This window comes from Bacillus sp. SIMBA_074 (genome assembly GCF_046534555.1).
Classification (GTDB): domain Bacteria; phylum Bacillota; class Bacilli; order Bacillales; family Bacillaceae_G; genus Bacillus_A; species Bacillus_A mycoides.
The window spans coordinates 27,296-40,623 of the sequence record NZ_JAWRYM010000020.1 but is presented as its reverse complement, the minus strand read 5'-3'; the positions used below and the strand labels follow the sequence as shown (position 1 = coordinate 40,623).

Here is a 13,328-nt window from a genome sequence, read left to right as displayed (position 1 = left end):
ATACAAATATCAATAGACAAAGAGAATTATTTCGATGGAATCAATCGGAAATATCGATTGAAAAGAGGGATGATAAATGGAGATAAAACAATTAATTACATTTAAAGTAGCGGCAGAGACTTTGAACTTTACACAAACTGCGAAGAAATTAAACTTTGCACAATCGAGTGTGACAGCGCAAATTAAAACGTTAGAGGCTGAGCTCGGTACACCGTTATTTGAGAGATTAGGAAAACGTCTTTTCTTAACTGAAGCAGGAAGGAAGTTTCAACTATATGCTGATAAGATGATTGCGCTTAGTAACGAGGCGAAGATGGCTGTGAAAGATGATGAGGAAATAGCGGGTACGTTAATAATCGGTGCACAAGAAAGTCAATGTACATATAGGCTTCCATCTATATTAAAGAAATTTAAAGCACAATTTCCCCAAATAAAGCTTATATTTAAACCTGCACATTCCAATAAAGATGCGAAGGAACAATTGATGGAGGGGAAAGTAGATCTTGTATTTATTTTGGACGAATGTAAAACAGAGGATGTTTTACATGTGGAGCCACTTATGAAAGAAGAATTAAAAGTAGTAGCTGCTCCTACGCATCGTTTACTTGAACAACCTTCCGTTTCTACAAAAGATTTAGAGAGTGAAACACTTTTATTAACGGAGCTGGGTTGCTCGTATCGGACTTTATTTGAAGAGCTATTTCGTACAGAAGATGTATATCCAACAAATAGGATTGAGTTTGTTAGTGTCGAGGCAATTAAACAATGCGTTATTGCAGATTTAGGTATAGCCGTTTTGCCAGCAATAGTAGTAGAAAAAGATATACGAGAGGGAACGATAAAGGAATTAGTCTCAAAGAATACAATCACTCCGATCTATACGCAAATTGCTTGGCATAAAGATAAATGGATGACAGCGCCGCTGCAGCAATTTATTGATGTAACGAGGGAGTCTTTTACAACGGATTAAGTGGAGAAATATTTATTTTATATAAAAGAAAAAATGGCACTTTTGTATAAAGAACCGATGCTTGCATGTAACAAGTATCGGTTCTTTTATGTTTTAAATAAAGGATGCTATAAAATGTGTATTTCTCAACTTTTTTTCTTAGACGGATAAGTAAATTTCTTCGTATATTCCAATAACCATAAGGGAATTTACAACGTTTATTCGTTTCTGTAAGATGCCTCTAGGAAGCATGAAAGGAGGGCTTACATAGCAGTATAGGTTGTCTTTAGTATACGTACTTATTTTGAGGGGGGAATTTAAAATGTTTAAAAAGTTAATGAAAGTATGCGTGTTAAGTGCGGCAAGTATAGGTGTATTATTTAGTTTCCAAGGAAATACATTTGCAGCTACTGATTTAAGTAGTTATTATGACGGGAAAAATCCAGCAACAACAAAAGTATACGGGGGAAGTACAACGTGTGATGCAGATGGATTTAATGCAAAGTCTACAGCGGTGTACGAGGGTAGTAAAAAAGTAGGGACAGTGTATTTACGTTACAGTAATAAATGTCACGCAGCATGGTCTAAGCTTGTTTTAGATCAACCAGCACCTTCCGTTTCTGGAGGGATATATGCTTACGCTGTTATTAATAAATATAAAAACGGTGTATTTCAAAAATCAGTAGACTCTAATAGTGGTAATGGAGCAATAAAAACAGGTCAAACGAGCACGTATACAGGAATGGTATTTGATTTAACTGCTGATTTTGGTTATACAGCTGATGCTGAAGCGGTGACGATTAATAATGGTTACGGGAAAACTGGACGTTATTAATAAAGGAGTGAAATTCTATGAAACTTTTTAAAAAGGTAAGCGCATGTCTTTGTCTGGCGTTGCTCATTGTAACTAGTATGTTTAGTACGACCAATAGTGATAAAGCATATGCAGAAGACCATTCGTATGATGGGAAAAGTCCGTATTACAATAGTTGTGATCAATCAGCAGTAACGAAAGAAAAGAAGTGGATTGATTCAAATTCTTATGTGGAATTAAAATTTAGCACGACGTGTAAGACAGCGTGGGCAAAAGTTACTGTAACCCGCCCGGCAGTATATAATAACGAAGCTGATGCAAGAATCGTAAGAAAAACAGATGGAAAGGCATATACTTGTGGGAGTGCTGGAGGAAATGGTGTTGTGAATAAAGGGCAAACATCATGCTATACGCCAATGGTATATGATTTAGATCCAAGAAAGGCGCAAGCGCAGGGGAAACATGCCATTCCAAATAGCGATGCATATAATTATGCTGAGACTATTTGGTATTGATGATATTATAAAAATTTTAAGATAGCATATTTCAAGAGCATGTTTTGATTGGTTTTCAAAACATGCTCGATCTGTATTCATTCTAATCTTTTCGGTAATCGCGGGGCCTTTGAATCAACTAATAAGGTCTGTATCAGGAGGAGTATATCCAAGGTGGCGAGCCATTGATACGATTTGCCCTTTATGATGGAACTCATGTGTCTCCGTATGAGTTAATAGCCATAGCGGAGTTGTGCTCCAAGCTTCTTTTTGCCATTTCACTTCATTTGCTATATTTTCAAGCCAACGGTCATTGTATTCATCTAAAAAACGTATTACAACCTCATCGACTAACTTAAACCTAGTACGAACTTTCTCGACATCTGCATGCTCAATTTCATAATCACTAGCGAATGAAAAATCTGCTCGTTTTTGCTTGAATGCGAATGACCCAAGCCAGTATCGGTAGCAATCGGCTACATGAATATGCGTCTTCATAATGCTGCCGCTTCCGAAATTCGGAACGGTGCTATGTAATTTTTCTAGTGGAATTTCTTCCAAAAACGTAAATAGATTTTCTCTTGTAGAGCTAATAAGATTATATTGTTGTTTTAAAACATCCATCATGTCATTACACTCCTCTTTTGTTTACTAAACCATTTGCGTAGTAAGTAATTCTATATATACGAGAAGTGAACCTTTTTATTAAGCATATTAGATGTATTTCTTAATTGTTTCTGATAGATTAAACAAGGTGAAACTTTAATAAGTTGAACATTCTTAGTTCATAATAAATTGTACATAAAAAAGGGGAGCAATAAAATGAATAGAATAGTTGGTTTGAAACAATTTGAAATAACGCGCGGGGCATTGCTTAAATTTATGGAAACGTTAGATGATAAAACTGCGGATACGCAGCCAAAGGGCTTTAACAATACAATCCGCTGGCATATTGGTCACGTGTTATCAGCAGCAGAAACTTTCATGTTTGGAAGAGAATTTAAACAATTACCAACTGAATATCCAGGTATGTTTGGATATGGATCAAGACCATCTAAATGGGAAACAGAAGGACCATCATTAGAAGTGTTAACGGCTCAATTAAAAGACCAAGCAAAACGTATTAACGAAATGCCAGCAGAAGCATTTGAAAACAAACTTCCAGAGCCATTTTTAGGATTAGAAACAGTAGGGGAGCTTTACGGTATGATGCTTTATCATGAAGCAGATCATATTGGGCAAATGAAGGCGATGGAACGTATTATTAAGGCTCTTTAGTTTTGGGTAAAGTTCACTTGTATATAAAATAAGAAAGCGCAGATGTTTTGTCAAAATTGAGGGGTAAGTAGTTACAACTTTATTTTTCACAATAATATATAAACAAAAAGGGTAGATAATTTATTATCTATCCTTTTTGTTGTTGAACTTCTTGAAGGATTAGGGATTATGAGCGCTTATTATCTTGATGTTTATGATGTGATTATTTTTTGTTTTATTTAATAGAAAATACCGAAGAAAGTATAAGATTGCAAAAACTGTATTAAATATAGTATTCCTAAATATGGAATATACGTATAATAAAAGAGAAGAACTAGAAATAGGAGTGAAAACTATGATTACATTAGAACAGAAGTTGGAGCAATACACACATACATATGCACAGTTAAAGGGAGAACTAAAATGGAAAACGAGTGATTCTCGTACAGGAATGATGATTGCTGCTATGTATGCAGGTAGTGATAAATTGTTTGATCTCGGACGTTTTTTAGAAATTAGTAGTTATATTAAGAATCAGGTAGGGATGTTTTCATACTTAAAGTCTTATCATCGCTTTGTGGTGGCCGCAACATTAGATATTCACTTTATAGATTACAAGCAAGCTTTTCGAAAGTTTTTAGATTTATATGAACAATTGGTCGCTGGTGGTTTTAGCCGGAGTATATTTACTTATCTCGCAGCAGCTGTGCTTTTAACTGAAGAAAATGAACAGCATGGCACGCACATTCAGCGTTCGATGCAAGTATATAAACGAATGAAAGAGGATCATCTTTTTCTTACAGGTACAAATGATTATCCGCTTGCGGTTTTACTAGCAGGGCAATCAGAGAATGTAGAAATACTTATGGACCGAGTGGAACGTCTTTATCAGAAACTAGCGGCAGCTGGTTTGCGTAAAGGGAATGATCTTCAATTTCTAAGTCATATTCTTTCACTAAAGAAGGATGTCCGTGAAGAAATATTAGTTGCAAAATGCACAAACATATGGAAGTTATTAAAGCAAGAAAAGGTAAAAGTGAAACAGATGCATTATCCAGCTATCGGGCTACTAGCGTTACTCGAGGGTGGAGAGGAAGAGTTTCATTCTATTCGAGCATTCATTGAAAAATTGCAGGGGGAGAAATTGTTCCGTTGGCATACAGATACAAATATTCTTATTGCTATTCAACTGTTCGTAAGTCAGAAAAGTGAGGAAAGTAAAGCGACTAACACAGGTTTACAAACAATGATAGAAGTCCTCATACAGGCACAACAGGCAGCAATGATGGCAACGATTGCCGCTTCATCTGCAGCAACATCTTCTGCTAGTAGTAGTTCATAATGTGTAACTGCTTATGCTTTTTTAAATTATGATGAATCTATAACTCCTTTGATGAGGACGGTTTAAAAAATATTATTAAAAAGGCCCATCACTCTCTAATGAGTGATGGGCTAACTATTTTTACATAATCAGCATTATCTATTCAACTGCTTCAAATGTTTGAGCTGCGTAACAATCATAATGCTAATAACGACGAGTAAAAACCATGAGCTAACTTTGCTAAGATGAACGAGGTTCCACGATTCTCGTTGATTTGGATATTGCCATGCTCCGAAGAAGGTAGCGATGTTTTCTGCAATCCAAATAAAGAATCCGATAAGGAAAAATGAGAGTACGAGCGGCATTTTATATGTAACGCCTCGTAATGAAAATTCCACAAATGTGCGAAAGAAAACAATGAATAAAATTAAAGTTAATACCCATCTAAAGTCATATAGAAAATGATGTGTAAAAAAATTAAAGTAAATCATTGCTCCTAGAGGTATTGCAAAAATAGCTTTCGGCCAATGATGCATTTGTAAATGCAATCTTCTCCACGCTTGGCATATGTAACTTGCGACACTCGCATACATAAAACCGCTGTAAAGCGGAACTCCGAAAACTTTTGAATACGCCTCTTCAGGATAACTCCATGAACCGAAATGTACTTTATATATTTCTAGTAAAAGGCCGATGAGGTGGAAGACAGTAATTACTTTTAGTTCATCTTTTGTTTCAAGACCTGTTTTGTACACAATCCACTGCATAAGAAGACATACGATGAGTATGAAATCATATCGGTACAGCCCTGGAATCGAAATGATTTTTGAAAGAGCAAGTGTTAAAAAAATAACGACAGGGAACAAACAGGATAATGCTTGTTCATAAGTAAAATAGAGTAGTTGTTTTACATAAAACATGTTTTCACCTTCAGGATTATTGTTTGAAAAATCAAAATAATAACTTAGTATACTACAAATTTGAAAATAAAACAGTACGTCATTTTGCATGTATTTGGAAGTTTTAGAAGGGAATTGTAATAAGTATTTTGATAGTCTAACAAAGTAAAAAAATAGTTTGCTATTTAAAAAAAGTGGGGATATAATATCTAAATGAAAATGATAATTATTATCAATAATGATTATAAATAAAAAATAATTATAAAAAACAACTGAATATAAAGGATGAAATGAAACATGTTACATAAGTTTACTGTACATGCTGGCAATAATCGCTGGATACATATTAAGTTCATTTCTTTCATGAGCTTAACAATTTTATGTTTAATTGGATCTATATTTTTAGCTATTGCATTCGGTGCAAAGGATATTCATTTGCAAACGGTGTGGGCAGCGGTTTTTGATTACAATCCGAAGTTAACGCAGCATCAAATTATTTATGGGCTAAGACTCCCGAGGGTGATTGGTGCGGCAGTTGTAGGCGCTGCTTTTGCAGTCGCTGGGGCTGTGATGCAAGGGGTAACCCGAAATCCTTTAGCTGATGCAGGTGTGCTTGGAATAAATGCGGGTGCAATGTTTGTAGTAGCACTTAGTTTTGCTTTTTTCCCGCATATGCCGTATTCCTACTTAATGATTGTCTCTTTTATTGGAGCGGTTTTAAGTACAGTACTCATTTTTATTATCGGATCAGCAACATCAGGCGGTTTAACACCGATGAGATTAACGATTGCAGGAGCAGTTATGGCCGCGCTTTTACATTCGTTAAGTTCAGGTATCGCGATTTATTATGATTTAAGCCAAGATTTAGCGTTTTGGTATGCTGGTGGTGTTGCAGGGGTAAAGTGGGACCACTTGAAATTTTTAGTGCCTATTATTCTCATAACGATTGTTTTTGCGACAGTGCTAGGGCGATCTATTTCCCTCATATCAATGGGGGATGATGTTGCTACGAATTTAGGTGTGAAAACGAACCGAACGAGAATACTTGGGATGATTATAGTAGTCATTCTTGCAGGTGTTTCTGTTTCAGCTGTTGGTTCCATTGGATTTGTAGGACTTGTCATTCCGCACATCGCTAGAAAATTAGTAGGTGTTAATTATCGGCTTATTATTCCTATGTCAGCATTATTAGGTGCTATGTTACTAGTTTTGGCTGATTTAGGAGCAAGAACAGTAAATCCTCCTAAAGAACTTGCGATAGGAATTATGGTAGCTCTTGTTGGAGTTCCGTTCTTCCTCTATATAGCACGTAAAGTTGGGAGTGAGCTATAAGTGAAGAATCTTTTTAGCACGGATAAAAAGAAAGCTATTACTGTAACTACAATTTTCGGATGTATAAGTATCGCTGTAATTTTGATTAGCTTAAATACGGGAACGCTGAGCATCGCACCGCTCAAAGTAATTCAAACGCTTTTTGGCTATGGTGATTTTGAGAGTGCAACCGTGCTATACGATTATCGTATGCCAAGAATTATAATTACAATGTTAGCGGGTATTGGCCTTGGAGTTTCCGGTGCGATTTTGCAAGGATTATCTCGGAATGCTCTCGCAGATCCTGGTATTCTCGGATTACACTCGGGTGCATCTTTCGGGCTTATTGTATTTGTTACTTTCTTTCATTCTATTAACGAGAGTGCATCGATTTTAATACCGTTATTTACATTTGGCGGAGGAGTGTTAGCTGCATTTCTTATTGTTTTGCTTGCGAGTGATCGGTCGAAAGGTTTACTTCCCATTAGACTTATTCTTGTTGGTATTGCAGTTTCGGCTGGTTTTAGTGCACTTTCGTTATTTTTCTCGCTCAAGTTAAATGATGAGACGTATACATTCGCTTCTAGGTGGTTAGTTGGTAACGTGTGGGGAAGAGATTGGATTCATGTCCTAGCATTATTACCTTGGATTTTGATACTAACTCCGTACGCATGGCTGAAATCTAAAACGTTAAATGCACTGTCACTAGGTGATAGTGTAGCAGCAGGACTTGGTGTATCTGTTCAAAAAGAACGGTTACTGCTTTTAGCTACAGCGGTAGGATTGTCTTGTGCAAGTGTATCAATGGCAGGGGGAATTGGCTTTATCGGCTTAGTTTCTCCGCATATCGCAAGAAAGTTAGTAGGTAGTACATATCAACATTTCCTTCCGTTAGCTGGCATAATTGGAATGATTATTTTAGTACTGGCGGATACGATAGGGCGATCTTTATTTGAGCCAAACTCTATTCCAGCTGGCGTAGTAGTAGCGGCTTTAGGTGCGCCATATTTTCTTTATTTACTTACAAAAACAAAATAAATACTTCAAAGAGGAGAACATATGAAAAAGAAACTTACTATTTTATTTAGCATTATGTTTATTTTAGTATTATCGGCATGTGGTCAAACGAAATCTAGTGAAGAGGCAACTAAAAAAACTGAAAAAAGTAATGATCCAAAAATTGCTTCTATGTCTATTCATTTAACGAATAACTTACTTGCATTAGGAATTACACCGGTAGGTTCTGTAATTGGTGGAGATTTAAAAGATTTCTTACCTCATGTGAAAGAACAGTTGAAAGATACGAAGAAACTTGGCGTTGTAACAGATCCGAATATGGAAGCGTTACTTCAATTAAAGCCATCTGAAATTTATGTTGATGAAAAATATGCTGGTAAAGATTTAGCGAAATACGAAAAAATTGCAAAAACACATTCTTTCAATTTAGATGAAGGTACGTGGAGAGATCATTTAAAAGAAGTAGGTAAACTTGTAAACCGTGAGAAAGAAGCTGAAAAGTATATTCAAGATTATGAAGAGCAGACAAAACGAGTGAAAAGTTTAATAGATAAAGAGTTAGGTAATAACGAAAAAGTAATGGCAATTCGCGTTACTGCAAAAGAATTGCGTGTCTTTAGTACGAAAAGACCGATGGGACCAATTTTATTCCATGACTTAGGATTACAACCTGCAAATGGTGTAGAGAAAATTGATGGAAACCGTCCTTTCGAAGTCATTTCACAAGAAGTATTACCTGACTTTGATGCAGATGCGATTTTCGTTGTTGTAAACAGAGATGATAAGGCAAAAGCTGCATTTAAACAACTTCAAGAAACACCAATTTGGGAAGACTTAAAAGCTGTTAAAGGTAAGCACGTATATACTATTAATGACCAACCATGGCTTGACTATTCTGCTTTAGGCAACAAAATGGCAATGGATGAAGCGGAGAAAATGTTTACGAAATAATACAGTTTTATTGTTAGGAAAGGCCCTCTAAATTTGGAGGGTCTTTTTATTGTTATTATTGTTAGAATAAATGAAAAATTATACAATGAAGTTAATTTAATGTAGAGGAGATGTGCCGATGTCAGCGCTTATTGTAAGTATCCCGTTAATACAAGAGTATATGGAACAAGGGGATAAATAGGCTAGAATTATTGTCCCTGCTATTAAAAAAAGGGGGAGTTTCAGATGACAATTAATCTTTTTCAAAATAAAACTATTAAATTATCAGCTATTAGAGAAGCAGATGCTGAGGTAATGGCTATGTGGCAAGAGGATAGTGAGTATTTAAGAAATGTAGATACAGACTTAGCATTCCCGCAATCGTTACATGAAATAGCGAGTGATGGGCTATTAAAGGGACGGAGATCTAATAGTGTTTCTTTCATGTTAAGGACAGTTCAAGATGATCGCTTAATTGGTTTTGTTGCAATTCACGGCATAGAGTGGAATAACAGAACAGGTTTATTAGCAATTGGTATAGGAGATGTAAATGATAGAGGAAAAGGGTACGGGAGAGAAGCAATATATATTATTTTAAAATATGCTTTCTATGAAATGAATTTGCACCGGGTTGGCCTTGATGTTATTTCTTATAATAAAGCTGCCATTGCGTTGTATAAAAAGATGGGTTTTCAGATGGAAGGGTGTATGAGAGAAGCAGTTCAGCGAGATGGTAAGAGCTTTGATCGTATAATTATGGGAATATTGCGGGATGAATGGATAGAGCTGCAGAACTAGCAAAAATATACAGAATAATTGTGTAGTGTAGGATGAAAAGTTGTAATATTCGGGCGATAATAAGCGGAGGAGTGTACTAATGGAAGGTTTATCTTCATTAAGAGAGTGTTTATATCAGCTAGAGGAACGATTACTTAAACCAGGGGTTCGCACATCTCAAAAGGAGCTTAAAAAGATACTTGCCGCTGATTTTTTTGAGTTTGGGAGTTCGGGTAAAGTTTTATATAAAAATGAGGATATCGATAAAAATGGAATTGGTGTGGTAAAAATGACTTTGAGTGATTTTGAAGTACATCCATTATCCAAAGATGTAGCATTAACTACTTATCGAATATTCAATGAAATAAATAATCAACACTCGTTACGTAGTTCGATATGGAAATTTAGAGAAGGAAGATGGCAAATGTATTTTCATCAAGGTACACCTGCTAAATTTTAGTGAAGCTTTTTGTATGAAAAAGACACTATAAAGAATAGAATTGTTGAATATATGGTATGCAGGAGAAATAATGATAATTGGCTAAAATTTACAGTGTACTGATTGAACTTATAAGGATTTATGCGAGATGAATTTAGAAAAAGAAAAACCAGTAAACGAAGAGGTCGCTGAATTAAAAGAACTAATTAAAGAATTGCACGGAAGTGTACACCAACTTCAAAGTGAAGTGCAGCAACTAAGGCATGAAAGACCGGTTGTTGAAGTGAGAAAAGGTGTTCAATTATCACCAGCAATCATAGGGCAAATTGGTGGTATGATTTTAGGTGGATTAGCAATTATAGGAATATTTTGGTGACGAAAAAAGGTTTGCAGCACTATGCTGCAAACCTTTTGTATTTGACGATATAATTTCATGCAATACAATTTCTACATTAAATAACGTAAATAAATGTAAGCATGTGATAACAATAGCGCAATGATAGTTAAGGGGAAACCGATTTTTAAGAAGTCCATATAAGAGAATCCATGTCCTTCGCGTTTTGCAATACCAGCAACGACTACGTTTGCTGATGCTCCAATTAATGTTCCGTTTCCTCCTAAGCAAGCTCCAAGAGATAACGCCCACCATAGTACTTCGATTTGCGGGGAATCGACAGATAGTCCGAGTCCTGTAGCTAAATCTTGAATAAGCGGGATCATCGTTGCGACAAATGGGATATTGTCAATTGTCGCAGATGCGATGCCAGATACCCATAAGATAAGTATAGCAGCGAAACCGATATCGCCATTTGTTACGTCGAGTACTTCTTTTGCGAGTGAAGAAATAAGTCCGATATCAATTAACCCGCCAACGAGAACGAATAGTCCGGCGAAGAAGAAAATGGTTACCCATTCAACGTGGGCAAATATATCTTCAATATCATGTTCTTTCACGCCGATTAACATAAGAAGTGTAGCACCTGTCATCGCAATTACGGCAGCGTCTACATGAATAATAGAATGAAGTACAAAGCCTAAAATAGTTAGTCCTAAAATCGAAATGGATTTTAAAAGGAGGCTTTGATCTTTAATATAATCTTTTTCATTTAATGCCATTAATATTTTAATTTGCTCAGGTGTTGTTTTTAGTTTGTTACGATACATGAAGTAAATAATGCCAAGTGTAACGATAGAAATAATAATTACGATGGGAGCTAAGTTTAGTAAGAAGGCATTAAAGTCTAAATGCTTATTAGCTGATCCAATCATAATGTTCGGCGGGTCACCGATTAATGTTGCTGTTCCGCCTATATTTGAAAATAGTACTTCTGAAATTAAATAAGGAACAGGGTTTACTTTTAAAATACGTGTAATAGATAGTGTAACAGGTACGATTAATAATACGGTTGTTACGTTGTCCAAAAATGCAGAACCGACAGCGGTTAATAGGGATAGTAATAATAAAATGCGGATTGGTTTTCCGCCAGCTGCTTTTGCTGCTTTAATGGCTACAAATTCAAATACGCCTGATTGACTTGTAATATGTACGAGAATCATCATCCCAATTAAAAGGGTGATCGTTTCCCATTGAATATGTGATGTGAAAGCAGTATGTAAATCTACAATTCCAAAAATAATCATAATAGCAGCACCGAATAGTGCGATTACAGCACGATTCAATTTCTCAGAAATAATAAAACCGTACGTGACTAAAAACACGGCAATTGCAAAATAATATTGCCAATTTGCTACTTCATGTGCTGAATGTTCCAAACATGTCACCTTCTTTAAAGTATGTATTCAATTGTAAAAATGCATCCCTCTGCGTAATTTATATTGTAGCAAATTCAAAAAAGAAAGAAAACTATTTAACAAAGTGAAGGAAAAAATGTGATTTTTACATATCATATAAAAAATATAAAAAACACAGTGCAAATTATTAGGAAAAGTGAGCGTTGTCCTCTAATATAGAGATAGCAATTTACATTATTTTTGCGTAAAATGGTTTAAAGAGGTGAATTCCGATGGAAATAGTAAAAGATAGTTCTCTTATTCAAAATGAAATTGAACGTTTTGTAAATAAAGATGTATATATTCATTTAGAAACAACGAACGGAGCGTATGCGTCACACTTTAATGAAAAGATGATGACAGTTGGAGCATTCATTCGAAATGCAATTATTCGCTTTGAGCGTGGGAAAATAACTGGAACAAACCCATACCGAGTTGGTTTGAAAATGGATCATGGCTGGGTATATGCAGAAGGCATTACGCACTGGGAAGTAGACGATAAAGAGCGTTTATTACTAGCAGGGCATGATAACCAAGGCCGCTTAGCGGTAGCGCTTGAGCTAAGCTTAACGCCATTTAAGTAAGAAGGAGGGAAACTTATGGAGAGACATGTACTTGTTGTATTTCCGCATCCAGATGATGAAGCATTTGCTGCGGGAGGAACAATTCGCTTATTAACAGATCAAGGAGTACCTGTAACGTACGCATGTGGTACTCTTGGACAAATGGGACGTAACATGGGGAAAAACGTATTCGCTAACCGTGAAACGATTCCAAATATACGTGAAAAAGAATTAAAAGATGCATGTGAAGCGATGGGGATTCAAGATTTAAGAATGCTCGGTTTCCATGATAAAACGTTAGAATTTGAAGATGTTGATTTTGTTGCCGATAAAATCGAAGCGATAATTCAAGAAGTAAATCCATCTCGAATTATTACATTTTATCCAGAACACGGCGTACATCCGGATCATGATGCATTTGGCCGCGCTGTAGTTCGCGCTGTATCACGTATGCCTAAAGAAGAACGTCCAGCCATTCATGCGGTTGCGATTACGAGAAATCGCGAAGCAGTACTCGGTGAACCGGATGTTGTAAATAATATTAGTGAAGTATTTGAACATAAATTAGCTGCACTAGGCGCGCATCGTTCACAAACGGAAGCGATGCTAGAAGAAACGCATGCAAAAATAAAAAACAAAGACGCAGCAACATTAAAATGGCTGCAACTTGAACAGTTTTGGACTTATAAATGGGAGTAGGCTAGAAGGGTACCTTCTAGTAGCTCTTACATAGAAAAAGCGCCGTCACTTGTGATGGCGCTTTTTG

The 13,328-nt window shown here is 36.0% G+C and carries 16 protein-coding genes; 13 read left to right on the top strand and 3 right to left on the bottom strand.

Features of this window, described 5'->3' with window-relative positions:
• The first annotated feature begins 76 nt into the window (after nucleotides 1-76).
• The 3 genes from SB773_RS19870 (at nucleotide 77) to SB773_RS19860 (ending at nucleotide 2,278) form a co-directional block, all read left to right on the top strand.
• A complete protein-coding gene (locus SB773_RS19870; protein ID WP_410591635.1) occupies nucleotides 77-970 on the top strand; it encodes a LysR family transcriptional regulator in 894 nt (297 codons plus the stop codon).
• 301 nt (nucleotides 971-1,271) lie between these two features.
• Nucleotides 1,272-1,784 carry a DUF2690 domain-containing protein gene (locus tag SB773_RS19865; RefSeq protein WP_131245360.1) on the top strand — a complete coding sequence of 171 codons (513 nt, stop codon included), beginning with the start codon at nucleotides 1,272-1,274 and terminating at the stop codon, nucleotides 1,782-1,784.
• A 17-nt stretch (nucleotides 1,785-1,801) separates the two neighbouring features.
• Nucleotides 1,802-2,278, top strand: coding sequence for a DUF2690 domain-containing protein (locus SB773_RS19860; RefSeq protein WP_410591632.1), 477 nt, complete (start codon nucleotides 1,802-1,804; stop codon nucleotides 2,276-2,278).
• Between the two features lie 114 nt (nucleotides 2,279-2,392).
• On the opposite strand, the gene SB773_RS19855 is transcribed toward SB773_RS19860, so the two are convergent.
• Nucleotides 2,393-2,884 carry a DinB family protein gene (locus SB773_RS19855; protein ID WP_410591630.1) on the bottom strand — a complete coding sequence of 164 codons (492 nt, stop codon included), beginning with the start codon at nucleotides 2,882-2,884 and terminating at the stop codon, nucleotides 2,393-2,395.
• A 195-nt stretch (nucleotides 2,885-3,079) separates the two neighbouring features.
• Between SB773_RS19855 and SB773_RS19850 the strand changes: the two genes are divergently transcribed.
• Together SB773_RS19850 and SB773_RS19845 are read left to right on the top strand one after the other, a co-directional pair.
• On the top strand, nucleotides 3,080-3,535 hold the full coding sequence (locus SB773_RS19850; protein ID WP_410591628.1) for a DinB family protein: 456 nt from the start codon (nucleotides 3,080-3,082) through the stop codon (nucleotides 3,533-3,535).
• Between the two features lie 283 nt (nucleotides 3,536-3,818).
• The gene (locus SB773_RS19845; RefSeq protein ID WP_410591626.1) at nucleotides 3,819-4,856 is read left to right on the top strand and encodes a DUF4003 domain-containing protein; all 1,038 of its coding nucleotides are present in this window, start codon (nucleotides 3,819-3,821) and stop codon (nucleotides 4,854-4,856) included.
• Between the two features lie 134 nt (nucleotides 4,857-4,990).
• Here the strand turns inward: SB773_RS19845 and SB773_RS19840 are convergent, their stop codons facing one another.
• Nucleotides 4,991-5,755, bottom strand: a complete 765-nt coding sequence (locus SB773_RS19840) for a DUF817 domain-containing protein (RefSeq protein WP_410591624.1) — start codon at nucleotides 5,753-5,755, stop codon at nucleotides 4,991-4,993.
• Nucleotides 5,756-6,031: 276 nt separating this feature from the next.
• Here SB773_RS19840 and SB773_RS19835 point away from each other — a divergent pair, with 276 nt between their 5' ends.
• From SB773_RS19835 to SB773_RS19810, 6 genes are all read left to right on the top strand, one after another.
• Nucleotides 6,032-7,066 carry a FecCD family ABC transporter permease gene (locus tag SB773_RS19835; protein WP_410591622.1) on the top strand — a complete coding sequence of 345 codons (1,035 nt, stop codon included), beginning with the start codon at nucleotides 6,032-6,034 and terminating at the stop codon, nucleotides 7,064-7,066.
• Entirely contained in the window at nucleotides 7,067-8,083 is a 1,017-nt protein-coding gene (locus SB773_RS19830; RefSeq protein ID WP_410591620.1) for a FecCD family ABC transporter permease, read from the top strand. It abuts the gene before it with no gap.
• A 21-nt stretch (nucleotides 8,084-8,104) separates the two neighbouring features.
• On the top strand, nucleotides 8,105-9,013 hold the full coding sequence (locus SB773_RS19825; RefSeq protein WP_410591618.1) for an iron-hydroxamate ABC transporter substrate-binding protein: 909 nt from the start codon (nucleotides 8,105-8,107) through the stop codon (nucleotides 9,011-9,013).
• A 225-nt stretch (nucleotides 9,014-9,238) separates the two neighbouring features.
• Complete coding sequence (locus tag SB773_RS19820) at nucleotides 9,239-9,790, top strand: GNAT family N-acetyltransferase (protein ID WP_410591616.1); 552 nt, start codon at nucleotides 9,239-9,241, stop codon at nucleotides 9,788-9,790.
• Nucleotides 9,791-9,869: 79 nt separating this feature from the next.
• Nucleotides 9,870-10,229, top strand: coding sequence for a nuclear transport factor 2 family protein (locus SB773_RS19815; protein ID WP_002199772.1), 360 nt, complete (start codon nucleotides 9,870-9,872; stop codon nucleotides 10,227-10,229).
• Between the two features lie 127 nt (nucleotides 10,230-10,356).
• Nucleotides 10,357-10,584 (top strand): coiled-coil domain-containing protein, encoded by a 228-nt coding sequence (locus SB773_RS19810; RefSeq protein ID WP_070144276.1) that lies wholly within the window; start codon nucleotides 10,357-10,359, stop codon nucleotides 10,582-10,584.
• 71 nt (nucleotides 10,585-10,655) lie between these two features.
• On the opposite strand, the gene SB773_RS19805 is transcribed toward SB773_RS19810, so the two are convergent.
• A complete protein-coding gene (locus tag SB773_RS19805) occupies nucleotides 10,656-11,981 on the bottom strand; it encodes an ArsB/NhaD family transporter (protein WP_410591613.1) in 1,326 nt (441 codons plus the stop codon).
• A 251-nt stretch (nucleotides 11,982-12,232) separates the two neighbouring features.
• On the opposite strand from SB773_RS19805, the gene SB773_RS19800 reads away from it, so the two are divergent.
• Nucleotides 12,233-12,583, top strand: coding sequence for a YojF family protein (locus tag SB773_RS19800; protein WP_000407039.1), 351 nt, complete (start codon nucleotides 12,233-12,235; stop codon nucleotides 12,581-12,583).
• A 15-nt stretch (nucleotides 12,584-12,598) separates the two neighbouring features.
• The gene (bshB2, locus tag SB773_RS19795) at nucleotides 12,599-13,261 is read left to right on the top strand and encodes a bacillithiol biosynthesis deacetylase BshB2 (protein WP_000439465.1); all 663 of its coding nucleotides are present in this window, start codon (nucleotides 12,599-12,601) and stop codon (nucleotides 13,259-13,261) included.
• Nucleotides 13,262-13,328 lie beyond the last annotated feature (67 nt).

Excerpts from the sequence above, each read along its gene's own strand:
- SB773_RS19870 (WP_410591635.1), top strand. The coding sequence starts at position 77 with ATGGAGATAAAACAATTAATTACATTTAAAGTAGCGGCAGAGACTTTG.
- SB773_RS19865 (WP_131245360.1), top strand. The coding sequence starts at position 1,272 with ATGTTTAAAAAGTTAATGAAAGTATGCGTGTTAAGTGCGGCAAGTATA.
- SB773_RS19860 (WP_410591632.1), top strand. The coding sequence starts at position 1,802 with ATGAAACTTTTTAAAAAGGTAAGCGCATGTCTTTGTCTGGCGTTGCTC.
- SB773_RS19855 (WP_410591630.1), bottom strand. The coding sequence starts at position 2,884 with ATGATGGATGTTTTAAAACAACAATATAATCTTATTAGCTCTACAAGA.
- SB773_RS19850 (WP_410591628.1), top strand. The coding sequence starts at position 3,080 with ATGAATAGAATAGTTGGTTTGAAACAATTTGAAATAACGCGCGGGGCA.
- SB773_RS19845 (WP_410591626.1), top strand. The coding sequence starts at position 3,819 with ATGGAATATACGTATAATAAAAGAGAAGAACTAGAAATAGGAGTGAAA.
- SB773_RS19840 (WP_410591624.1), bottom strand. The coding sequence starts at position 5,755 with ATGTTTTATGTAAAACAACTACTCTATTTTACTTATGAACAAGCATTA.
- SB773_RS19835 (WP_410591622.1), top strand. The coding sequence starts at position 6,032 with ATGTTACATAAGTTTACTGTACATGCTGGCAATAATCGCTGGATACAT.
- SB773_RS19825 (WP_410591618.1), top strand. The coding sequence starts at position 8,105 with ATGAAAAAGAAACTTACTATTTTATTTAGCATTATGTTTATTTTAGTA.
- SB773_RS19820 (WP_410591616.1), top strand. The coding sequence starts at position 9,239 with ATGACAATTAATCTTTTTCAAAATAAAACTATTAAATTATCAGCTATT.
- SB773_RS19815 (WP_002199772.1), top strand. The coding sequence starts at position 9,870 with ATGGAAGGTTTATCTTCATTAAGAGAGTGTTTATATCAGCTAGAGGAA.
- SB773_RS19810 (WP_070144276.1), top strand. The coding sequence starts at position 10,357 with ATGAATTTAGAAAAAGAAAAACCAGTAAACGAAGAGGTCGCTGAATTA.
- SB773_RS19800 (WP_000407039.1), top strand. The coding sequence starts at position 12,233 with ATGGAAATAGTAAAAGATAGTTCTCTTATTCAAAATGAAATTGAACGT.
- bshB2 (WP_000439465.1), top strand. The coding sequence starts at position 12,599 with ATGGAGAGACATGTACTTGTTGTATTTCCGCATCCAGATGATGAAGCA.